Here is a 22,266-nt window from a genome sequence, read left to right as displayed (position 1 = left end):
GCCTTCCTTCGATACGACCGGTGGTCATGTCTCCTTCAAGACGTCCTCGACCAGACCGACGAGGGTCGACTCGCTGGTCACCTCCCCGGAGATCCTGGCGGCGATCCTTCCCTGCCGATCGATGACCAGGGTGGTCGGCGTGGCATTGGCTTTGCCCTGCAGGCCGAGAGTAAGAGTTCGGTTCTGGTCGCTCAGACTCGGATAGGTCAGCCCGTACCTCTTGACAGCTGCGGCACCGGTCTCAGCTGATTCTCCGCTGTCGATACCGACGAAAACCACTGGCTGGGACGAATCCCGCCAACGACTCCAGGCTTTCTCCAGCCGAGGCATCTCGGCTTCGCAGGGTGCACACCAACTGCCCCAGACATTGATCACCACGACCTTGTCACGGTGGTCGTCGATCTTCCAGGGGCTGCCGTCCAGGAGTTTCCCTTCGAGCCGGACCGGTTGGCTACGGTCGCCGGGGCGGATGCTCTCGATCGCGCCGTTCCCGGCGACATAGCCCTTGCTGTCCCCTCGTTGGGCCTGCCCAGCGATGGAATGGGAATCGACGGAGCATCCCGCCACGGCCAAGGACGCGAGGGCACAGACCAACCAGGGAGTTCCGTGGCGACGCAGGCCACGCACACCCGTTCCCCAGCGCTGACGGGAAGCTCCGTCCGGGTTCATGCCCCTGGCACCGCTGAGGCGTCGGCGTAGAGAGCCCGGGCAGGCTCGGTATAGGAGACAGACGTCAGGTCGTCACCGTCGAAGGTGAACGAGGTCACCGAGGACAGATTGCACCGCCGCCGACGAGGGTCATGCCACAGGCGCTCCCCCGAGAGGTGCCGACGCAAGGTCTCGATGGGCAACTGGTGGCTGACCAGAACTGCTTCATGCCCACGAGCGGCATCGCGGCTGGCCTCCAGTGCGGCTTTCATCCGGGAAGCGATACGCGAGTACGCCTCACCCCAGCTGGGCCGGAAGGGATTGATCAGGCGAGGCCAGACCGCAGGTTCCCGTAGCCGGGAGGTGGTGAAGGCCTTCCCTTCGAAGAAGTTCTCTGCCTCCAGGAGTCGTTCGTCCAGGCGGACCGGGATCTCGAAGGCATCCATGAGCGGACCGGCGGTCTCCTGGGCACGTTCCAGCGGAGAGGACACCAGGACGGTCACATCCCGATCGGCCAGGCTCTGTGCAGTGAGTTGAGCCATCTCCAGGCCACGGTCGGACAAGTGGTAATCCGGGAGACGCCCGTACAGGACCCGATCGGGGTTGTGAACCTCCCCGTGCCGCACGACGTGGACGACGGTACGAGAAGAAGTCATGCGCCCATGCTCCCATGCCTCGAAGCAGCCGGGTCCTCCTTGGCCGCGGCGGCTCGTGCTGCCGCCGGCAGAGCCGTCAACACCTGGTCGATCGCGGCGTCGTCATGGGCAGCCGAACAGAACCACGCTTCGAAGGCACTGGGCGGCAGATGAACCCCGTTGGAGAGCATCGAGTGGAAGAACGCCCGGAAAGCTGCGGTGTCCTGGGTGCGGGCGTCGTCGTAGTTCACGACCGGTTCTTCCCGGAAGAAAATACTGAACATGCTGCCGGCCCACTGCACCACATGGGGCACTCCTGCAGCGGCCAAGGCCGCCACCGCGCCATCGGCGATCACGCGTGAGACCTCGGCCAGGCGGGTGTAGACCGACTCGTCACAAGCCTGCAAAGTCGCCAGACCCGCTGCGGTCGCCACCGGATTCCCCGACAGCGTCCCCGCCTGGTAGACCGGCCCCTGGGGTGCGAGCAAGGCCATCAGGTCGGCACGGCCACCGAAAGCTGCGGCCGGGAAGCCACCGCCCATGACCTTGCCGAAGGTGAACAGGTCGGGCGCCCCCCGATCCTTCCCGTCATGCAGGTCGTAGGGTCCTTCCAACCCGTACCAACCCGCAGCGGAACAGCGGAATCCGGTCATCACCTCGTCACTGATCAGCAGAGAACCGTACTGCCGGGTGACCCGGCGCAACGCCTGGGTCCACCCCGGAGCAGGCGGGACGACGCCCATGTTGCCTGCGGCGGCCTCCGTGATCACTGCGGCAATCCGTTCGCCATGTTCGGCGAAGGCCGTTTCCAGAGCAGGGATGTCATTGAAAGGCAGGACAATGGTCTCAGCAGCAGCGCTCGCCGGGACGCCTGCGGAGTCAGGAAGCGCGAAAGTCGCCACGCCGCTGCCGGCATGAGCCAGGAGAGCATCGACATGCCCGTGATAGCAGCCGGCGAATTTCACCACCGTGCTCCGGCCGGTAGCCCCCCTCGCCAGCCGGACAGCGGACATCGTCGCCTCAGTACCTGAGCTGACCAGCCGGACCTGTTCCACCGGCTCGACCCGGGAGACGATCGCCTCCGCGAGCGCCACCTCGTTCTCGCTAGGGGTACCGAAGGAGAAGCCGGAGACTGCAGCCCTCTGCACGGCATCGAGAACCCGTTCGTCGCCATGTCCGAGGATCATCGGTCCCCAGCTGCAGACCAGGTCGACATAGCGTCGCCCGTCGGCATCGGTGAGCCATGGTCCCCGCGCGCTCGCGATGAAACGTGGCGTGCCGCCGACAGCTCGATAAGCCCGTACCGGGCTGTTCACCCCGCCGGGGATGACCGTCGAAGCGCGATCCATCAGTGCCGCGGAGGCAGGCGCGTCATAAGGGAAAGGTATGTGCACAGCGCTGGGGTCCACCATGGCCTCATCCTCTCCCATGGCCGACACCGGTCGGCGCCGAGTCCGACGCGAGCCCCGCAGAAAAGGTCAGGCGACCTTTGCCGGTTCGGGGACGACCTCTTCGGGGGACTCCTCCTCGTGGGAGGCGAAGGTCCACACCTTCTGCAGGATGAAGGAGATCGGCATGGTCGCGAAGATCTGGATCAGGTTCGCCCAGAAGGACGCCTTACGCAGGGTGGTCGAACCGTCGAGGATCTCCAGTGGCAGGACCACCGGCGACCCCGGGGTCAACAACATGCTCATGATCCACAGACCACACACAAAAGCGGCCACGCCGATGACGAAGTACCGGCCGAAACGTTTCCGGCTGGACATACCGCCGGGCCGAAAGGTCCAGGCACGGTTGAGCTCGAAGTTCCAGACATTGGCCAGGATGAAGGAGATCGTGGCCGCCAGATGATAGACCCGGAAATTCTTCGACGTCGGCCACAGGCCGAAGAGGACTTGGCTGTCGGGATATGACGTCAACTTCACGATCAACAGGAAGACGCCCGCGTTCACCGCCACTCCGGATGCGCCGACCAGACCGAACTTCAGGAATTCGGTGAGATAGGAGAGTTTCAGAAATCTACGCGCGGGAAGGTCTGTCGACACCATCAAAGGGTAGAACGCCCGCATTGCTCGACGTCCTGGTGGTCCATTGATGCCGACATCACCGCTTCTCCCAGGGCGTTTCACGCCAGTGACGCAGAGCTGTCTCCTCGCGTCCGGTCAGGACGCCTCCCCCGGGAGAGCCTCCCGGACACGGCTCAGATATTCGCCCAATGCGAGGAAATCGTCATGGCCCAGGGGGTCGAGTAGGTAACGGCGCACGCTCTCCACATGGATGGGCGCCAGCACGGTGAGCAGCCGACGTCCTTCCTCAGTCAGGCACAGATCGACACCGCGCCGGTCGTAATGGACGGAGCACCGGTTCACCCATCCACGATTTTCCATCCGGGTCGCCGTGTGGGTGAGGCGACTACGTGATTGGACCACGGTGTCGGCCAGGACAGACATCCGTAGCCGGCCTTCAGGCGCATCGGAAAGAATGGCCAGCACTTCGTACTCGGAGATGGACATGCCGTGGACCTGCAAGGCCCGGTCGAGCGCATCCATCAGCAGCCAGCTGCCTCGCAGATAGGCGCGCCAAGCAGTCTGTTCCTCGTCGGTCAACCATCGGGGTTGTTCCTGCTCGGTGATCTGGCCACCGCCGAGCACCGCCGACCCGGTTTCGGCAAGCTGTCGCTGCTGTCGCATCCTCGTCCTCAATGAGCTGGGCAGTGCACCGGCCCAGCGGACTCCCCGACAGCCGTGAACACCGCGTTCAAGGCGATGGAGCACCTGAACCCCACCACATGAAGTCCCGGTCGTCCTCTCCGACCGGGATCCTCACCGCAGAACGATAACGGCAGGAGGGTCCTCGACAGCGGGCAGGTCCGTCCCTGCCGTTACCCAGGAGGTCGAGCCGAGCTCAACCGAGGAGTCGAGCGACTTCGGCCGCGTAGTAGGTGAGAATCTGTTGTGCTCCGGCACGCCGGATACAGGTCAGGGTCTCCAGCACAACCCGTTCCCGATCGATCCACCCGTGGGCGGCAGCTGCCTCGATCTGGGCGTACTCCCCAGAGACCTGGTAAGCACTGACCGGCACGGACGACTCGGCAGCCACCGCGCGCACCACGTCGAGATAGGGCAGCGCCGGCTTGACCATGACCAGATCTGCGCCCTGAGCGATGTCGAGTCGGACCTCGCGGAGGGACTCGGTGAGATTCGCCGGGTCCTGCTGATAAGTGGTGCGATCTCCGGTCAGTGTCGATTCGACGGCGTCACGGAAAGGCCCGTAATAGCCTGAGGCGTACTTCGCGGCATAGGCCAGCAGAATCGTATCGGTGTACCCGGCTTCGTCCAGCGCTGTCCGGACGTGACCGACCTGACCGTCCATCATGCCGGAGAGGCCCAGGACGTGCGCTCCAGCGCGGGCCTGGGCGAGCCCCATCGCGGCATAACGCTCCAAAGTGGCGTCATTGTCGACGACAGGCCCGCGTCGAGGGTCGTCCTTGAGGACCCCGCAGTGCCCATGATCAGTGAATTCGTCAAGACACAGGTCGGCCATGACGAGGATGTCGTCACCCACGAGGTCCCGGGCTCGGTTCAGCGCGACATTGAGCACGCCGTCAGGGTCATCGGCACCTGTTCCGCGGGCGTCCCGCCGCTCAGGCACTCCGAAGAGCATCACTCCGCCGAGCCCGAGCTCGACAGCTTCCTGCACCTGGACCAGGAGCGAATCCATCGAGTGCTGGCTGACACCGGGCATCGAGGCGATCGGGAGGGACTCGTTCGCCCCTTCCCGAACGAAGAGAGGCAGGATCAGCTCGGCCGGGTGCAACCTGGTCTGGGCCACGAGTCGACGCACTGCCGGACTCTGACGAAGCCTGCGGGGACGCACCACCTGCGGAACTGCCTCAGACATCGGTTCTCCGTTCGGAAGGGGCTGCGCAGCGCGCGACGCAGACCGAGGGTCAGGACCGGCGTCGCCGCCGGATGTTCTTCTCACTGGGCCGGACAAGGCGCTCTCCGGCGTCCTGAGCCGCTTTGGCCCGTTGGCTGCCGTAGCCCGCCAACGCACCCACCAGCGAAGCTGCGCTGGGCTCCGGCGCGATGACCGACACCGTCAGACCATGTTCCTGCGCAGTGGCAGCAGTGGCTGGGCCGATACAGGCAACGACAGTGCTGGCATGCGGTTTACCGGCGATCCCGACGAGATTGCGAACCGTCGAGGAACTGGTGAAGAGCACCGCGTCGAAGTCGCCCTTCTTGATGGCTTCCCGGACAGGTGCCGGCGGTGGAGCCGCCCGTACAGTGCGGTAGGCAGTGACATCGTCGACGGCCCAGCCGAGTTCTTGAAGACCGGCTACGAGCACATCGGTCGCGATATCGGCTCGGGGCAGGAAAACACCGTTGATCGGGTCGAGGTCGGCGTCATAGGCCGGCCAGTCCTCGAGCAGCCCACGGGCAGACTGTTCACCGCTGGGGATCAAGTCGGGTTCCAGCCCCATCGCTCGAAGAGCGTCGGCCGTCGCCCCGCCCACTGCGGCGATCTTCAGGCCCGCGAAGGCCCTGCTGTCCAAGCCCCGTTCGGCGAATTTCTCTTTCACTGCTCGCACAGCGTTGACCGAGGTGAAACCGACCCATTCGTATCGCCCGGTGACCATGCCCTCGATGGACTTGTCCATCTGAGCCGGTGTCCGAGGCGGTTCCACACTGATGGTCGGGACGATCTCACCGACAGCGCCGTAGCACTGGAGCTCAGCCATCATCGAGCTGGCCTGCGCTTTGGTCCTTGGCACCAGGACCCGCCAGCCGAAGAGCGGTAGCGATTCGAACCAGCTGAAGGCCTCCCGGTCGGCGACGCCTCCGCCGACGACAGCGACGTGGGCGCCCGGTACCCGGCCGGTCCGTAGCAGTTTGACCGCTTCTCCGAGAGCGACGACGGTGGTGCGCTGTTCGGTGGTACTGCCGTTGGCGACGAGGGCGACATCGGTATGGGGATCGCGGCCCTCGGCGAGGGTGCGTTCCAGACCAGTGGCGATGTCCTCCGGCTCGCCCATGATGGTCACGGCCAGATCGTCGGATCCGGCGACCGACCAGGTGGTGGTGTCGGAGACCCGGGAGATGACCAGCGATGCCGGCGTTCCTGCGCTGGCCCAGGGGATACCGGCGTAGGTGGGAACAGCGGTGGCATAGCTGACGCCGGGAACGACTTCGACGGCCAGCCCCGCGCCCAGACAGGTGGCGAGTTCAGCGCGAAGCGTATCCGCGAGACCCGACGCTCCATCCATCAGCCGGACGACGACGGCTGATCCGTCCTCGTCGGTCGGCTTACGGGCGACCTCACGGACGAGGCTTCCTAGAAGTTCGGCAGCGTTCTCCCCCAGTACTTCCGGGGCTTCGACGATGCGGACGCCCGAGCGGGCGTGCCGGTCGACGATCGAACGTGGTGTGCCTTTGTCGAGAATGATGACGTCGGCCTGGGCGACTAGGTCTGCTCCGCGGACAGTCAGGAGGCCGGGTGCTCCTGGTCCTGTCCCGACGAAGGCGACGCGGGCCAGCGCGTCATCGGCCGGTGGCGTGCATTGGCGGCTCAAGGATGATGCTCCTGCGGTGCGGTCGTGAAACGGTCGGCGCCTTCGTCGAGTAATCGACAGGCCAAATCGGCACCGATTTCCACTGGGTAGAGAGGCGATCCGTCAAGACTGCGCCGTAGACTTTCACGGCCGTCCACTGTCCCCACGAACGCTGTCATGCTGAGACTGGTTCCCGATGAAGTAGGCACGATCTGCGCGTGGGCACCGATGGGAGCCGTGCAGCCAGCTTCAAAAGTTGCCAGGAGACTACGTTCGGCCTGAATACAGGCGCGACTGTCCGGATCGTCGAGGGCTTCGACTGCTTGAATGATATCGCCTCGGTCCGAACGACATTCGATGGCGAGTGCTCCCTGGCCGGGAGCGGGGATCATATCGGGGATCTCGATCACGTCGGTGATCACCTCGAGTCGGTTCAGCCTGGACAGGCCTGCTCGAGCAAGGATCACCGCGTCACAGGAGCCCGAAGCGACCTGGGCGATCCTGGTATCGACATTTCCTCGAATAGCTTTGACCTGCAGATCCGGACGAAGAACGAGCAGCTGGGACGCCCGACGTGGCGACCCGGTACCGACGATCGAACCGGCCGGAAGTTCCTTCAGCGACAAGCCGTCCCGAGCGATCAGCACATCCCGCGGGTCTTCCCGTTCCGGGACCGCGGCGATGGTCAACCCCGCCTCGGGCGCGGACGGCAGATCTTTCAGGGAGTGCACGGCCAGATCTGCTCGCCCCTCCTGGAGCGCACGTCTGATGGCCGAGGCGAAAACGCCCGTTCCACCGATCTGGGTGAGTGGCGCTTCGTTGACATCGCCTTCGGTGACGACAAGTTCGAGTTCGACCTCCTCACCGCGGGCGCGAAGCAGATCCGCAACCCATTGCGCCTGCGTAGTGGCCAGTGCGCTGCGACGTGTGGCCAGCCGCAGAGGTGTCCTCACGCCAGGCCTCCCTTCTCCGGGGGTGTGGACACGGCCGCGACCTCATAGGGATCGAGGTCGAAGAGTTCGCGTAGAGCCTGCGCGTAGTCACTCGGGTCGGCTGTTCCGGTGAGCTCCTTGACCCGCACGGTCGGCGTGTGCAGCAGCTTCTCCACGACGCGGTGCATCGCGAGACGCACTTCGTCTTGTTCCGACCGGTCGAGGCCAGGCAGTCGAGCGTTGAGCCTGCTGAATTCTCCCTGCAGGACTTCCTGTGCCCTGGCCCGTAATGCCGCGACGGTCGGCGCGACCTCCAGGGTGCGACGATGCGCGAGGAAAGCAGCCACCTCCGCGGTGACCACGTCCTGGGCTTCGGCGACGGCGTCCTGCGAGTCGGGAGCAGTGGTCAGGAGTTCGCCGAGATCGGCCAAGGCGTGCACGACGACGCCGGGGGTCTCGGCCACATCCGGGTGGACGTCTCGAGGCAGAGCCAGGTCGACATAGGCCTGGGGCCGATGAGAACGCGCCACGGATGCGGTCAGTGCCTGTTGGGTGTCGAGGACGTAGCCGACCGCGCCAGTGCAGGAGATCACGATGTCGGCTTCGACGAGCACCCGGTTGAGGCTGTCGACCGTCTCGGCCCGGCCGGAGGTAGCGACGGCCAATCGTCGGGCCCGTTCATGGGTCCGGTTCACCACGACCAGGTCACGACAGCCCATCCGGGAAACAGTGGTAGCAGCGAGGCTGCTCATCGCGCCTGCCCCGAGAACCAGCACACAGGCCTCGGCGAGCTTTCCGACGTGAGCGGTGGCCGCTCCCACCCCGGCTTCGACGAGAGAGGGCCCGGCTTTGTCCAACCCGGTGTCGGCATGCACTCGCTTGGCGACCCGGAGCGCTTGCTGGACCAGGGCGTTGAGGACTGGACCGGCATGTCCGACACTCTGTGAACGCCGCAGGCTGGTGCGCAATTGCCCGAGGATCTGGGCCTCGCCGACGGCCATGGAGTCAAGGCCGGAGGCCACTGAGAACAGATGCGCGATGGCTCGTTCTTCATAGTGGACGTAGAGGAAATCGGTGAGGCGCTCACGTCCGATACCGGTGGCGTCGACGAGACACTGTCCGATCTCGGACAATGCGCCGTGGAAGGTCGTGGCCTCGGCGTAGACCTCGAGTCTGTTGCAGGTGCCCAGGACAATGACCTCACGGATGTTCTCGCAGGCCGCCAGCGCGGTGGCGAAACTTTCTTGTTCGCTCGCGTCGAGGGCGGCTTCTTCCAGCACGGACATCGGTGCGCTGCGATGCGACAGACCGATCGCGAGCAGGCTCATGCCGTCACCTCCTCGCTGTGAGCGTGGAAGGCCAGGATCTGAAGTTCGTTGGCCAGGTCGACCTGGCGAAGATGAACGCCCTGCGGTTCAGGAAGGACTACAGGTGCAAAATTCAGGATACCGGTGACTCCGGCTTCGACGAGCCGTGCGCAGACTCCGGCCGCGGCCTCCGCGGGAGTGGCGATCACGGCGAGCACCGGAGCGTGGCGGGAGACGACTTCAGGGATCTCGTCCACGGCGTGGACCTCGATCTCCCTTATCCGGGTGCCGACGAGGTCAGGGTCGGAGTCGAAGAGTGCCCTGATCGCGAACCCTCGTCCGTCCAGACCGGGGTATCGGACCAGGGCCTGTCCGAGCCGACCTGCGCCGACGATGACGACCCCCCAGGGATGGGTCAGGCCGAGCGCGTGGGCGATGTGTCCGGCAAGCCCGGCCGTGTCATAGCCGACGCCTCGCACCCCGTAAGAGCCGAGCAGGGAGAGATCTTTACGCACCTGGGCCGAGTTGACCCCAGCAGCAGCGGCCAGGTCCCGGGAGGAGACCGAAGCGGTTCCCCGGTCGATGAGGTCTCCCAGGACATGGAGGTAGTCCGGCAGGCGGGCGATCGTCGCCTCTGACATCCCCCGGCGCGCGGCGATCTCATCGGACACGAGTGCACCGGCTCCTTGTCGCACAGGGTAGGGACAGTTCACGATAGGCGTTTCAAGGTGACTGAACCAAACGAGGCCACTCTCCTCTTTATGACATTTCAGATACCGACACGAACCAGCATCTCGCTTCGGCCCCGGTAACGGGAACGGCGGTAATTACCGACAAGAACCGCCGAACCGAATCCGCTAAATTCCTTCAAGTGGCTGCAGGCCCACCTCTTTCAACGTTCCAGGGCCGCCCCGAGGAGGTCCTCGTCGACCCGCAGACGACAGACCACGGCGTCGTCCACCAGCACCAGAGGAACCTCGTCCCACCACGCCGGATCAGGAGCGCCCGTTTCGGTCAGGTCCTTTTCCGACCAGGGAATCCCTGCCCGGAACGCCATTTTCTCCACGGCCTCACGGGCCAGATCACACAAATGACAGTCTGGGATCGTCACCACGACCAGCCGTGGAGGCCGGCCTCGATCAGGGAAGGACATCGAACACCACTTCTCTCTCAGAAGAAGGCCGAACCACGCCGGGCCAAGAGGCTGTACAACGTACGCTGCACCGTCTCACGCACTTGGTCGGTCAGGTCGAAGACGAGGATCGGATCGTCAGCTGCGTCCGAGCCGTAATGGTCGGTCGGCAGCGGCTGGCCGAACTCGATGATCCATTTGCTCGGCAAGGGGACGAGCCCGAGCGGACCGAAGTGGGGGAACAGGGGCGTCACCGGAAAATACGGGGTTCCCAGCGCTCGGGACAGCGCCGGCAGGTAACCCAGGATGGGGTAGATCTCCTCTGCTCCCACGATGCTGCACGGGATGATCGGCGCGCCGGCACGTAATGCCGAAGCCACGAACCCACCTCGACCGAAGCGCTGCAGCCGGTACCTGTCTTGATAGGGCTTCCCGATCCCTTTGAAACCTTCCGGCCACACACCGACCAGTTCGCCTGCCACAAGAAGTCGCTCGGCATCAGTCGGGTTGGCCAAGGTGCTCCCGAACCGACGAGCGAACTCGCCCGCCACCGGCGCAGCGAAAAGCATGTCGGCCCCCAGCATCCGTAGATACCGGCGTGCCGGATGCTCGTCGTGCACTGCCAGTTGGGTCATCAACGAGTCCAGTGCGATCGTCCCCGAATGGTTGGCCACCACCAGGGCACCACCTTCATCGGGAAGATGGTGGACTCCTCGCACCTCGACCCGGAACCAGGATCGGTAGAGAGGGCGCAGCATCGGCAGGAATACGTGCTCGGTGAAATCCTGGTCGAAGCCGAACTCGTCGACGGTGAACTCCCCGGTGATCCGACGGCGCAGAAAAGCCAGGGTGTCGGCCACCCGGTCCTCCACCTCGTTCTCGGGGAAACCGGCCTGCCGTGCCGCCCACCTCAGCCCGACCACCAAAGCCTGGACCGCCGCCGCCACTTCGTCCGCCCCCCATGGACCGCCGGTCCCCTGGGAGTCCGATCTCGCTGTCATCCCCGGAGTTCCTCCTGGCCGGCCATCGTGCTGTCCGTCTCCGCCGATTCACCACGACCAGGTCGACCTCGTGTGGCAGCGACCACTGCTCCACTCAACACCTCGGACCAGTCCCGTATCGCCCGCACTGGCGGTACCGAAGGAGAAAAGGAATCCGCCGCTTCCAAAAAGGCTTCGCGGGTGGAGTATCGAGGGGTGAATCCCAGCTGCTCTCGTGCACGGGTGATGTCCATCACCCGGCCATACCTCAGGTAGTTGACATCCGTTGCATCGAAGGGAACACACCAGTCGCTGTGCCCGAGCCGGTTCAACGGCAGCCCCGGCCTGGTGGGCACCGGGACGAAAGCCCGCCCGGACAGCGCTACCGCCTGCAGCAAGGTGATGATGCCTTCCCCGGCGACATTGACCACACCGGCAGGCGGGCCGACCACGGCCGCGATGATGGCAGCCACGGCATCGTCCTCATGGAGGAATTGCAGCCGGGCGTTGTACCCCCACGGAATCGGGACCACAGGAAGCGCCAAGTAGTCGAGCAGGGGCGAGGACATGTGCGGGCCGACGACATGGGCCAGTCGCAGAACCGTCCCTTCCAGCTCCGGGCGTCGGCGGCGCGCAGCACGCAGATAACCCTCCACTTCCAGGGCATCCCGCACTCCACCGGTTGAACGCACCCGCGAGGAAGTCTGGTCCTCGGTGAACAGCGCCGGGTCCCGGGGGGATGCTCCGTAGACGGCACAGGTCGACTTCAGGACGATCCGACTCAGACCTGCAGCCTGTTGACAGGCCCCGAACAATTGCATGGCACCGAGTACGTTGGCCTCTTTCTGGGAGGCCCGCGCTCCGCCACGGGTCGTATTGGTGGACAGCGACAGATGAACGACCGTATCGATCTGGGCCTGTTCCAACAGACGAGCCACGATGGGATTGCGGACATCGGCCCGCACGAACTCTGCCCGGCCCAGCTCCTCCCGGGGCGGGATCATGTCGAGCCCGATCACCTTGGAGATGTCATGGCGCAGCGCCAGACCTCGGGCCACCCTCGCTCCCAGATGTCTGCTGACACCGGTGACCAGTACGGCCTGTGCCATCGCACGCCTCCTCAGCTCATCGCCTGATCCTAAGCGGCGCAAAGGGACCCAAGGCAGATGAGGAGGGGTGATTCCCTACGGGAGGAGATGACGACGAAGCCCGCATCCACACCGGATGCGGGCCATCATCGACCTGTGCGCCGCACGGGCGCCGTGGTCACTTCTTGTTGCGACGCTGGTGACGCGTCTTGCGCAGCAGCTTGCGGTGCTTCTTCTTCGCCATCCGCTTGCGGCGCTTCTTGATCACAGAGCCCATGAGTGGTCCTTTCAGAACGATCCCAAAAAGCGTACTCCCCCCGCCGCATCGTGCGGAAATCGCCGACGGACCTTCATGAAGGAATCACGCAGAATCTCTTCGCCCGAGAACGCAGGTCGAAGCGTCCCGCGGAACGAACAGTCGTGCGGCTCCGACGTCAGCATCCATCGCTTCTTGTCACCACCGCACCAGGCACACCATAACCGGGCCCGGGCTGTTGCACGAGGAACTCCTCACCCTGGACATCTTCCAGGACGTCTCTCCGAGCAAGAACACCCCGAACAGATTTCGCGTCGACCGGCTTTGTCGGCCCGCCTGGCTCAGTCGAACCAGATGTCCAGCCCCAGCCCGGGAAAGACCGCTTCCCTCGTCGCCATCACCGCCCGGTCGACGCTGTTCTCCGGGTCGAAGCCCGTGTCCCAGGACGGCCACCAGATACGGCCGTCCTCCGAGGCCCCGTCCCCCATGAACCGTGGAGATTCCTGCCCCGCCCGTTCCTGCGCATAGTCCATCCATCGTTGAGGAACGGGCTCACCCACCGGAAGATGCCGGTACTGAGCCGCCGCCACCAGATAGGTCCAGGTCCGAGGCACCACCTCGACGATCTCGTATCCCCCACCGCCCAGTGCTACCCAACGCCCACCGCACAATTCGACGGCCAGATCACGCAAGACCTCGATCGCGATCCGTTGAGCGTCCACCGACAGGGCCAGGTGGGCCAGCGGGTCGCGCACATGCGAATCCGCGCCGTGCTGACTGATCAGAATCTGTGGGCGGAAGGCCCGCAGCACCGGCGGAACCACGGCATGAAAAGCCCGCAGCCATGCCGTGTCTCCCACCCCCGGTGGCAAGGCGAGATTGACCGCTCCCGCGGGAGCACCCGGGCCGCCGGTGTCGGCGGCAAAACCTGTCCCGGGGAAGAGCACCGCGCCGGTCTCGTGCACTGAGACGGTCAGCACCCGAGGATCTTCCCAGAACATCCGCTCTACGCCGTCACCGTGATGAGCGTCCACATCCACATAGGCGACCCGCTCGGCACCCTGGTCGAGCAGCCATTGGATGGCGACCCCTGCATCGTTGTAGATGCAGAAGCCCGATGCGGAATCAGGCATCGCATGGTGCAGACCTCCGGCGAAGTTCACGCCATGCCGGTAGTCCCCCTCCCAGACGCCCCGGGCCATCTCCACCGTTCCGGCCGCGATCCTGGCACTGACCTCGTGGATCCCGGCGAAGGCAGGATCATCGTCGGTGCCCAGCCCGAAGGCGCCCTGTGCCCCGCTCGGATGGGCCGAGGCCTGTTTCACCGCGTCGATGTACTGCGGGGTATGGACCGACCGGAGCAGCTCGTCCTGGGGGATATCCGGATCGACCAGGGCGATACCTTCGTGGTCCAGCAGACCGAACTCTCGACACAGCTGCGCGGTCAGGTCCAGCCGTAACGGGTTCATGGGGTGACCTGCGCCGAAGTCATAGCCGGTCAGGCTCTCGTCCCACACGATCCCGGTGCGCGCCATATCCGCACGCTACTGGCGAAAGTGCCCTCCTGGAAGCATCCGGGCCGTGCCCGGAGCGAACCGGCCACGATCAACGGCCTGCCCGCCCACGAGAGCAGGAGCCACCGTCAGCTCAGGCTGAGCACGAGAGCGATCTCCTCCTCGCTCTCGTCGGTGGACTCCCGGTTCATCGGACGCCGTTGCTCACTCGGGCGGAACCCCCGGCCGGTGGCAAAGCCGACTCCTCGCGCATTCTCCGTTCCTACCCAGTAGACGAGGTGGTCGTAACCCGCCGCTTTGGCTTCACGGACTGCGTCCTGCAACAGCACTGTGGCCACGCCTTGTCCACGCAACTCGACAGTCACCCACATGCCGAAGATCTCGGCTGATTCCTCGAACTCCTCGTCGGCCTTCCGCAAGGAGAGGATCCCGACATCCTTCCCGTCGGTAGAAGCGACAAGGCGTTCTGCTCGACGCATCCGCGCCCGCCACAGCTCCTCGTCGTACTCCTTCTCCTCCGCGTAGGACTTCACGAAGGCTTCCGGTGACTCTTCCAAAGCCGTCAACCGCAGATCACGATAGGTCGTCCACTCCTCCTCGGAGAGACGACGCACGGTGGCCTCGATCATCCATCAACCCTTCCATATCCGGGCTCGGGCTCCTGACCGGCAAAAACCGGCACCCGACACGCGATTAAACACGCTAGCAACGTCATTCCCACCGTTTGCGGAACCTTGGGGTCCGTCGACAACGGCCCCATCTGGATGGTGACCGCCCCGCAGTGAAAGGGCAAGCCCTCAGGCTCCGAGCTCGCCGGCACGGCGGGTGGCCGCCTCCACCGCATCGACGACGGTGGCGCGGAAGCCACCTGCGTCCAGGACCCGCAGACCTGCTGCCGTCGTACCGCCGGGGCTGGTCACCTGTTCACGCAACAACCCTGGATGACCGCCCTGCTGACGCAGGAGGCTGGCCGCCCCGTACAAGGTCTGCACCGCCAGCTCGGTCGCCACCGGACGTGACAGCCCTTGCACCACGCCACCCTCGACCATCGCTTCCACCAGCGAGAAAACATAGGCCGGACCTGATCCGGACACCCCGGTCACCATGTCCTGATATTTCTCCGCCACGACGAGGGTCGAACCGCACGAGGCGAGCAGTTCTTTTGCGCGGTCGACCTGTTCAGGCCGGCATTCTTTACCCGGTGAGAGCGCCAACATGCCCTCACGCACCACGACCGGAGTATTCGGCATCACCCGAACCACGGCTGTCCCTTCAGGCAGCTCGCTCTCCAACGTGTCCAAGGTCACCCCTGCCGCGACGCTGATCACCAAGGCTTCCTCAGGAACCTGATCACGAATCTCCGAGAGCACTGAGGGCACGACATCCGGTTTCACGGCGATCAGGATCACCTCAGCGCCGGAGACCGCCCGGGCGTTGTCGGTCACCTCCACGTCGAGCTCGTCGGCCAACCGTCGCCGGCAGTCGTCATCGAGAGTGGAGGCGGATACTTCCTCCGGTCGGTAAGCACCTGCGTCAAGGAATGCGGACAGGATGGCTGTGCCCATCACACCTGCTCCGAGAACCGCGAGTCGAGCCATGGACGGATCCTTTCGCTGTCGTTGTCCCCTCCGGGACACACCGGGTAGGCGGTCCACCCGGGTTCAGGCCCGGCCTACCGGGCGAAAGTCGCTTTCAACAGGTCACCGACATTCGTGGGGTCATCGGCCACCCTCGAGATCAGGTAGGAATACCAGTCCTCGCCGAAGGGCACATACACCCGGCACCGGTCGCCTCGATCACCGATGATGGCCTGGGTCTCCGGGCGCACTCCGTAACGGATCTGGTATTCGTACTGGTCACGGGGACGGTCCAGATAGCGGGCGAGCGCATCGGCGATATCGATCAGTCGGACGTCCTGGGTGGCGACCACCGGGGTTCCTGGTTGGGCCATCAGCACCTTGAGGTTGCGGACGAATGCCCGATCGACCTCGGCTGCATGGCGGAAACGGTCGTTGCCCGATCCGGCCGGGCCCTTCCAGAGCCGTACCCGTTGCCCGGACTGCTCACGCACGTCCGACTCGGTACGGCGCAGGGCGGCTTGCAGACTGACTCCGACGCCGGGGAAGTCCTCCCTCAGGTCGGCGACTGTTTCCAAGGTGAGGTCGACGGTCTCTGGATGGTGGGTCTCGACGGTGACCGATGCTCCCACGTTGGCTGCTTCACGGCAGATCCTCCGGGCATGTTCCAAGGCCAGACCGGCCCCGTTCGTGCCCAGTTCGAGCCCCAGGGCTGCAAGTTGGAAGCTCACTTCGCAGCGGCCGCCGGAGGTCAGCCCTGCAGCCCCGAGCCTGCGCAGAAGTTTGCGATACCGCTTGGCGTTGTATTTTGCTCGCTCTTCGCTGTCGATCTCCGAGTGCAGGGAGGTCAGGCAGACATATCGGCGTTTGAAGGTCAGTTCCGCTGCGGCGTCGACGGCCGATCCGAGGGACTCACCGGCCACGTATCTGTTGACGATCTCGTGTCCCACGGTGGGTGCTTCCACGAAACGACGCAGCCGCCCTTCCCTGGCCACCCGGCGCAGTGATGCGGACAGGACTGCCTTGGCAGCAGGCATTTCTCTCTGGTCCCCCTTCGCGACGGTTCTCTCATTGAGTAGACGGTCGGCCCTCGGGTCCGCATCTGCCCGGCCCCCGTCGACCGGGGTGTGCCCGAGGCGGAATATGTCAACGAATCGTCAGCCGCGGCAATAAGTGTCGAGGACGACTATAGGTTGCTGGTTTGGGTTCAGCCGCGTAGGTGCCGCCGTGCTGCCCGCCGGGAGAGCCGGTCCATGCGCCGCTCTCGGCGACGGGCCGCTCCGGCACTCATGGTGGTCAAGCGCTGATGGTGCGGATGAGGGTGAACGATGTGCTGGCTCGGCGGCTGCCCCAGATGCAGGCGTGCGTAGGCCAGGGATTCCATCAGGTCTGCTTCTCGGTCGGCCGGGGCGAGCTTCCGGGTGCTGACCTCCAGGCAGACCACACCTGTGAAATCGGATTCCGTTAACCGCGCGAGAAATTCACCGCAGGGTTGGCTGCCTCTCCCGGGGACCAGATGTTCGTCCTTGAAGGATCCAGAGCCGTCAGCCAGGTGCACGTGGCTCAGCCGCGTGCCGAGAGCCTCCTGCATGGCCAGCGCGTCGCTGCCCGCGGTTGCGGTGTGCGACAGGTCGAGGGTGACATGGTCGTAGGGCTGAGGGACCGGGTCCCAATCGGGAAGATAGGCCTGGACATCGGTGTTGCGTGCCCGCCAGGGGAACATGTTCTCCACCGCGAGGACCATGCCGGTGTCATGCTCGCGTTCGGCGATGCCGTCGGCGAATCCCGCTGCGTAATCGCGTTGCCAGCGGAAAGGGGGGTGCACGACCACGGCTTCGGCACCGACCTGCTGCGCCAGCTCGATCGATCGATCGAGCTTCGTCCACGGGTCGGTGGTCCCCCAGACCCGTTGGGTGACCAGCAGGCAGGGCGCGTGGACGGAGAGGACGGGTATTCCGTAGGCCTCCGACCATCTCTGCAGCATGGCGTGGTTCTGGGTGAGCGGATCGCCGAGCACCATGACCTCGATCCCGTCGTACCCCAGGCGTGCTGCCGCTTCGAAGGCAGCTTCTGCACCCAGGGGGTAGACCGAGGAGGTGGACATCGTCACCCGGATGGCAGGTCCGTCCGGGGCACTGTTCATGCTGTCAGGGTATCGATGCGGGAAGTACCACCGAGGCTCCCTTCGCGGAGCGGGCGATCTGTGCGGACCAGAGGTCAGGGCGCGGGGATGAGATCAAGCGCTTGGAGAATGACTCCTTCACGCAGCGCCCATGGGCAGACGTCGAGGCGTTCGATGTCGACGATATCCATCACGGCTTCGATCACCAATGCTCCGGCGAGCACTTGACGGCATCGTTCTTCTGAGACCCCGGGCAGACTCCGCCGTTGGGCCGAGCTCATCGAGGCGAGCCGGGGAACCAGCACCCGCAGATCGTCACGGTCCAAGCTCCGACGCACGTAGGGGCCGTCCGCGCTGGGCGCGGCTCCGCACATCCGGGCCAGGGAGCGGATGGTCTTGGAGGTGCCGACATAGCGGTCGGGCCGTCCGACCTTCGTCAGATCCCGCATCACACGGGCAACTTCGGTACGGATGTCCTTGCGGACCTCGCGGACGGTCTCTGGATTCGGAGGATCGCCGACGAGGCGCTCGCGCGTAAGCCGTCCGGCTCCCAGCGGCAGGGAGAGCGCGACATCAGGGTCCTCGTCGATCCCTGCGGCCAGCTCGAGTGATCCACCGCCGATGTCGACCAGCATGAGTCGTCCGCTCGACCAGCCGAACCAGCGGCGGGCGGCCAGGAAGGTCAGTCTGGATTCGTCCTCGCCGGGGAGCACCTGGAGTTCGACGCCGGTCTGTTCCTTGACGGCGTCGAGGATCTCGTCACCATTGGGGGCTTCACGGATTGCACTGGTGGCGAAGCCCATCAGTGTTTCGATACCCCAGTCCTCGGACTTGGCCGCGCATTCCTGTACGAACCGGATCAGGGTGTCCCTGCCGTAGACGCTGATCTCCCCGTTGTCCTCGGTGTGTTCGGACAGCCGCAGGGTGAGTTTGTAGGAGGAGGCGGGGAAGGGATGAGCTCCCCAGTGGGCGTCCACGGCGAGGAGATGGACGGTGTTGGACCCGACGTCGATGACACCCATGCGCATGTGAGCAGGCTAGCGCGAGTGCGGTGGTGAGCGATATCGATGTGCTGGTCGTCGACCACGGCCCACCAAGATCATAATGATTCTCATGTCTATGATTGCGTCCGCCACCGATCAGAGCCCCCACACCCACCGCCTTCCCCTCCCCGTCACCGTCCTCTCCGGATTCCTCGGCTCGGGGAAGACCACCCTGCTCAACCACGTCCTGGCCAACCGGGAAGGCCTCCGCGTCGCCGTCATCGTGAACGATATGAGCGAGGTGAACATCGACGCCGCTCTCGTCGCCGATGGCGCGAGCCTTTCCCGCACCGAAGAACGACTCGTCGAACTCACCAACGGATGCATCTGCTGCACCCTGCGCGACGACCTCCTCGACGAGGTCGGCAGGCTCGCAGCCGAAGGCCGCTTCGACCATCTCCTCATCGAATCCTCCGGCGTCTCCGAGCCGCTGCCCGTCGCCGCCACCTTCGCACTGGAAAGCGACGACGGCTCCACCCTGTGGCAGCGAGCCCAGCTCGACACCATGGTCACCGTCGTCGACGCCACCAGCTTCCTGGCCGAACTCGCCCGGGCCGATGACCTCCTCGACCGAGGCCTGGACCAGCACGAAAGTGACGACCGCACGGTCTCGGCACTCCTCATCGACCAGGTCGAATTCGCCGATGTCATCCTGTTGAACAAGACCGATCTGGCAGAACCCTTCGACGTCGACCGGCTCGAGGCCACTCTTCGTCGACTCAATCCTCTCGCCGAGGTCATCCGCACCAGGCACTGTCAGATCGACATCCGCGCTATCGTCGGCGCCCACCGTTTCGACCTCGAACGTGCCCAACAGGCCCCTGGATGGGTCGCCGAACTCAACGGCGACGACCACATCCCGGAGACCGAGGAATACGGCATCTCCTCTGTGGTCTTCCGGTCACCACGCCCTTTCCACCCCGATCGTCTCATGTCACTCCTGGCCGATGACCTCGACGACGGACCCTACGGACGGATCGTCCGCTCGAAGGGCTTCTTCACCTTGGCCAGCCGCCCGACGGTCACCGGGCTATGGAGCCAGGCAGGCGGCTCGGCCCGGTTCGACCCTGCGGGCGCCCGGGAGGAAGACGACACGCACGCCGAGGAGCTGGTCTTCATCGGCATCGACCTGAAGCCGGAGGCTCTCCAGAAGCGTTTAGCGGAATGCCTGCTCACCGACGCCGAGATCGCGGACGGCCCGCAGGCATGGCTGTCCTATGCGGACCCCTTCCCCGCGTGGGAGGGCGCGGACCTCGACGAGATCGGTGAACACCCGGACTGCTGCGAGTCGGAGGAGTGCCCCCGCTGAGCACGGTCGGGCCCGGTTCATCTTTCAGCCCCCGGACGACCAGCGCTTACAGTGAACAGATGCCCCGCCGCAGCATCTCCGGTCCGGAATCCTCCTCGGAGACTCCGTTGGATCCCCCGAGGCTGTGGATCGAATTCCCCGACCCCGAAGACGCAGAGCAACGTTTCCGCTGCGATCTGACCTGGCTGACCTCCCGCTACAACTGCATCTTCGGCCAAGGCTGCCTCGGCATCGACAAGACGACGCCTGAATACGGGTGCTGCACGCTCGGAGCGCACTTCACCGATATTGAAGACCTTGAGCGAGTCAGCACCGTCGTGGCGGACCTCGACGAGGAGACCTGGCAATTACAAGCTCACTCCCCTGGCGACACGTGGTGGGAGGATGCAGAGGACAACGACGACGAACCCGAGGTGAAGACCCGGGTGGTCGACGGTGCCTGCATCCTGTTCAACCGGCCCGGCCACCCCGGCGGGCCCGGATGCGCCCTCCACCACTACGCCTTGGCCCGAGGGCTACCGCCGCACACCGTGAAACCCGATGTGTGCTGGCAGCTCCCGATCCGCCGCACCTATCGCACGATCACCTTGCCGGATGACACCAGCTATCTAGAGGTCAGCATCGGCGAGTACGACCGTCGGGGCTGGGGCCCGGGGGGACATGATCTGGACTGGTACTGCACCGGTTCTCCGCTCGCTCATCGAAGCGGCGTGCCGCTCTATGTCAGCGCAGCGGCCGAGCTGACCGAGCTGATCGGTGAAGCCGCCTATCTGGTGCTTCGCGAACAGTGCGAAGCCCATCTGGAGTCCTGGGCTGGGGCCTCATCGGTCGATGCCGACGGTCGTCCGATGCTCCGGCTGTACTCCCATCCGGCGACCCGGGAGGCATCCCGGTCATGAGCCTGTGGGCCAGCTCGGGTCGGGCCACCGGCGTCGACCGGATACGCCGGAACAGAGCCACACCTGCCGTGATTCCCTCGCCGAATATCTGGAATCACCCACAGATCTACGAGATCGAGAACAGATCCGTGGACCCCGAGGGGCTGATCCTCTCGGCATTGTGTCGGTTGCATCCACCGGAAGGGCAGCATCTGCTCGACCTGGGTTGCGGAACTGGTTTCCATCTGCCGGCCTTCGCTTCCCTGGTCGGCCCGACAGGCCACGTCACCGGAGTCGAACCACATCCCCCGTTGGTCTCCGAAGCCCGACGTCGGGTGGCTCTCGACCCGCGGGGTCCGGCGGCTGCGCCGATGTCGGTGCTTGTCGGCGCAGCCCAGGACATCCCTCTCCCGGAGAACAGCGTCGACATCGTGCACGCCCGTTGGGCCTACTTCTTCGGCCCAGGATGTGAACCTGGCCTAGCGGAATTGGCCAGGGTACTTCGTCCCGGAGGAAGCGCTTTTCTCATCGACAATGACGCCAGTCGTTCAACCTTCGGGAGTTGGTTCCGGCGAGAACACCCGAACTACGACCCCATTGAGATTGAAAATTTTTGGAAGCGTAGAGGTTTCACGGCAGAACGGGTCACCATGCGCTGGCAGATGCACGATCGAGCCGACTTCGAAGCAGTGGTTCGCATCGAGTTCTCCCCCCGTATCGCAGCCAATATCCTCGAGGAATATTCTGGCGACGGAGTCGATTACGCCATCAATATCTGGCACTCACGCTACTGAACCCCAGTGCGCAGACATCACCCACGATGCTCAGAAAGCCAGACCCCACAAAAAAATTTCCCCAACCTTTACCGCCCCTACGGCGAAGCCCCATCGCCTATCTATTCACAGCTCAGTAGCTCATCGATCCGTCATCCTCGAAAGGCATGGAGGACAGGACTGAATTCAACCTCTCAGTCGCCCTGGTCACCTTCTCCACCCCCCGGTCGGTCAACGAGAAGATCCGGCGTGCAGGCCCCTGATCAGGCATCCCCCACTGATAAGTGATCAGGCCTTCCTTCTCCATCTTCTTCAACAAAGGGTACAACGCACCGCTCTCGAGATCTCGGTAACCGACATTACGGAGACGAGTCATGACGGCATTCCCGTCATCTGGATATGTCACAAGGAGTCTCAATGTGACATAGGACAGAAAGGCCCGCTCCCAACCTTCTGGAAAATCCCCGGATTTCATAAACATCAGTAGATGACAAAAGCAGTTTATGCGTCAAGACAGC

Annotated in this window: 24 protein-coding genes; 3 read left to right on the top strand and 21 right to left on the bottom strand. The window is 64.6% G+C overall.

Annotated features, from left to right (window positions below; all coding sequences use genetic code 11):
• Positions 1-24 precede the first annotated feature (24 nt).
• From DX923_RS02805 to DX923_RS02710, 20 genes are all read right to left on the bottom strand, one after another.
• Positions 25-669 carry a TlpA family protein disulfide reductase gene (locus tag DX923_RS02805; RefSeq protein ID WP_116112537.1) on the bottom strand — a complete coding sequence of 215 codons (645 nt, stop codon included), beginning with the start codon at positions 667-669 and terminating at the stop codon, positions 25-27.
• On the bottom strand, positions 666-1,304 hold the full coding sequence (locus DX923_RS02800; protein WP_116112535.1) for a histidine phosphatase family protein: 639 nt from the start codon (positions 1,302-1,304) through the stop codon (positions 666-668). The genes DX923_RS02805 and DX923_RS02800 overlap by 4 nt, the downstream gene beginning before the upstream one ends.
• On the bottom strand, positions 1,301-2,695 hold the full coding sequence (hemL, locus tag DX923_RS02795) for a glutamate-1-semialdehyde 2,1-aminomutase (RefSeq protein ID WP_116112534.1): 1,395 nt from the start codon (positions 2,693-2,695) through the stop codon (positions 1,301-1,303). The genes DX923_RS02800 and hemL overlap by 4 nt, the downstream gene beginning before the upstream one ends.
• Before the next feature lie 66 nt (positions 2,696-2,761).
• Positions 2,762-3,328: a GtrA family protein gene (locus tag DX923_RS02790; RefSeq protein WP_162872736.1), complete on the bottom strand. Its 567-nt coding sequence runs from the start codon at positions 3,326-3,328 to the stop codon at positions 2,762-2,764.
• Positions 3,329-3,445: 117 nt separating this feature from the next.
• Positions 3,446-3,973, bottom strand: coding sequence for a MarR family winged helix-turn-helix transcriptional regulator (locus tag DX923_RS02785; protein ID WP_116112531.1), 528 nt, complete (start codon positions 3,971-3,973; stop codon positions 3,446-3,448).
• A 214-nt stretch (positions 3,974-4,187) separates the two neighbouring features.
• Positions 4,188-5,183 carry a porphobilinogen synthase gene (hemB, locus tag DX923_RS02780; protein ID WP_116112529.1) on the bottom strand — a complete coding sequence of 332 codons (996 nt, stop codon included), beginning with the start codon at positions 5,181-5,183 and terminating at the stop codon, positions 4,188-4,190.
• Between the two features lie 49 nt (positions 5,184-5,232).
• Positions 5,233-6,858: a uroporphyrinogen-III synthase gene (locus DX923_RS02775; RefSeq protein WP_116112528.1), complete on the bottom strand. Its 1,626-nt coding sequence runs from the start codon at positions 6,856-6,858 to the stop codon at positions 5,233-5,235.
• Positions 6,855-7,790 (bottom strand): hydroxymethylbilane synthase, encoded by a 936-nt coding sequence (gene hemC / locus DX923_RS02770; protein WP_116112526.1) that lies wholly within the window; start codon positions 7,788-7,790, stop codon positions 6,855-6,857. Before hemC ends, DX923_RS02775 begins: the two co-directional genes overlap by 4 nt.
• Positions 7,787-9,097, bottom strand: coding sequence for a glutamyl-tRNA reductase (locus DX923_RS02765; protein ID WP_116112524.1), 1,311 nt, complete (start codon positions 9,095-9,097; stop codon positions 7,787-7,789). Before DX923_RS02765 ends, hemC begins: the two co-directional genes overlap by 4 nt.
• The gene (locus DX923_RS02760; protein ID WP_116112523.1) at positions 9,094-9,747 is read right to left on the bottom strand and encodes a redox-sensing transcriptional repressor Rex; all 654 of its coding nucleotides are present in this window, start codon (positions 9,745-9,747) and stop codon (positions 9,094-9,096) included. The genes DX923_RS02765 and DX923_RS02760 overlap by 4 nt, the downstream gene beginning before the upstream one ends.
• Before the next feature lie 221 nt (positions 9,748-9,968).
• Positions 9,969-10,229, bottom strand: coding sequence for a glutaredoxin family protein (locus DX923_RS02755; protein WP_116112521.1), 261 nt, complete (start codon positions 10,227-10,229; stop codon positions 9,969-9,971).
• Positions 10,230-10,246: 17 nt separating this feature from the next.
• On the bottom strand, positions 10,247-11,209 hold the full coding sequence (locus DX923_RS02750) for a lysophospholipid acyltransferase family protein (protein WP_116112520.1): 963 nt from the start codon (positions 11,207-11,209) through the stop codon (positions 10,247-10,249).
• On the bottom strand, positions 11,206-12,297 hold the full coding sequence (locus tag DX923_RS02745; protein ID WP_240322713.1) for an NAD-dependent epimerase/dehydratase family protein: 1,092 nt from the start codon (positions 12,295-12,297) through the stop codon (positions 11,206-11,208). The genes DX923_RS02750 and DX923_RS02745 overlap by 4 nt, the downstream gene beginning before the upstream one ends.
• 157 nt (positions 12,298-12,454) lie before the next feature.
• Positions 12,455-12,553, bottom strand: a complete 99-nt coding sequence (locus tag DX923_RS02740) for a 30S ribosomal protein bS22 (RefSeq protein WP_003792170.1) — start codon at positions 12,551-12,553, stop codon at positions 12,455-12,457.
• A gap of 320 nt (positions 12,554-12,873) precedes the next feature.
• Positions 12,874-14,067 carry an acetoin utilization protein AcuC gene (locus tag DX923_RS02735; RefSeq protein ID WP_116112518.1) on the bottom strand — a complete coding sequence of 398 codons (1,194 nt, stop codon included), beginning with the start codon at positions 14,065-14,067 and terminating at the stop codon, positions 12,874-12,876.
• Positions 14,068-14,174: 107 nt separating this feature from the next.
• On the bottom strand, positions 14,175-14,675 hold the full coding sequence (locus DX923_RS02730; protein WP_116112517.1) for a GNAT family N-acetyltransferase: 501 nt from the start codon (positions 14,673-14,675) through the stop codon (positions 14,175-14,177).
• A 168-nt stretch (positions 14,676-14,843) separates the two neighbouring features.
• Entirely contained in the window at positions 14,844-15,644 is an 801-nt protein-coding gene (gene proC / locus DX923_RS02725; protein ID WP_116112515.1) for a pyrroline-5-carboxylate reductase, read from the bottom strand.
• A gap of 74 nt (positions 15,645-15,718) precedes the next feature.
• On the bottom strand, positions 15,719-16,660 hold the full coding sequence (locus DX923_RS02720; RefSeq protein WP_116112513.1) for a proline dehydrogenase: 942 nt from the start codon (positions 16,658-16,660) through the stop codon (positions 15,719-15,721).
• Positions 16,661-16,830: 170 nt separating this feature from the next.
• Entirely contained in the window at positions 16,831-17,766 is a 936-nt protein-coding gene (locus tag DX923_RS02715; RefSeq protein WP_116112512.1) for a sugar phosphate isomerase/epimerase family protein, read from the bottom strand.
• 74 nt (positions 17,767-17,840) lie between these two features.
• Positions 17,841-18,773 (bottom strand): Ppx/GppA phosphatase family protein, encoded by a 933-nt coding sequence (locus DX923_RS02710; protein ID WP_116112510.1) that lies wholly within the window; start codon positions 18,771-18,773, stop codon positions 17,841-17,843.
• An 85-nt stretch (positions 18,774-18,858) separates the two neighbouring features.
• Here DX923_RS02710 and DX923_RS02705 point away from each other — a divergent pair, with 85 nt between their 5' ends.
• Genes DX923_RS02705 through DX923_RS02695 form a run of 3 tightly spaced genes read left to right on the top strand, consistent with a single transcriptional unit; the run spans position 18,859 to position 21,769 of the window.
• Positions 18,859-20,097: a GTP-binding protein gene (locus DX923_RS02705; protein ID WP_240322712.1), complete on the top strand. Its 1,239-nt coding sequence runs from the start codon at positions 18,859-18,861 to the stop codon at positions 20,095-20,097.
• A 59-nt stretch (positions 20,098-20,156) separates the two neighbouring features.
• Positions 20,157-20,996: a hypothetical protein gene (locus tag DX923_RS02700; RefSeq protein WP_116116115.1), complete on the top strand. Its 840-nt coding sequence runs from the start codon at positions 20,157-20,159 to the stop codon at positions 20,994-20,996.
• A complete protein-coding gene (locus tag DX923_RS02695; RefSeq protein ID WP_116112507.1) occupies positions 20,993-21,769 on the top strand; it encodes a class I SAM-dependent methyltransferase in 777 nt (258 codons plus the stop codon). Before DX923_RS02700 ends, DX923_RS02695 begins: the two co-directional genes overlap by 4 nt.
• A gap of 112 nt (positions 21,770-21,881) precedes the next feature.
• Here DX923_RS02695 and DX923_RS02690 read toward each other — a convergent pair whose 3' ends face one another.
• Positions 21,882-22,124 (bottom strand): helix-turn-helix transcriptional regulator, encoded by a 243-nt coding sequence (locus DX923_RS02690; RefSeq protein ID WP_240322711.1) that lies wholly within the window; start codon positions 22,122-22,124, stop codon positions 21,882-21,884.
• Positions 22,125-22,266 lie beyond the last annotated feature (142 nt).

It is taken from the genome of Austwickia chelonae (genome assembly GCF_003391095.1).
Classification (GTDB): domain Bacteria; phylum Actinomycetota; class Actinomycetes; order Actinomycetales; family Dermatophilaceae; genus Austwickia; species Austwickia chelonae_A.
The sequence above is the reverse complement of the archived record's forward strand: the minus strand, read 5'-3'. Positions and strand labels throughout refer to the sequence as shown.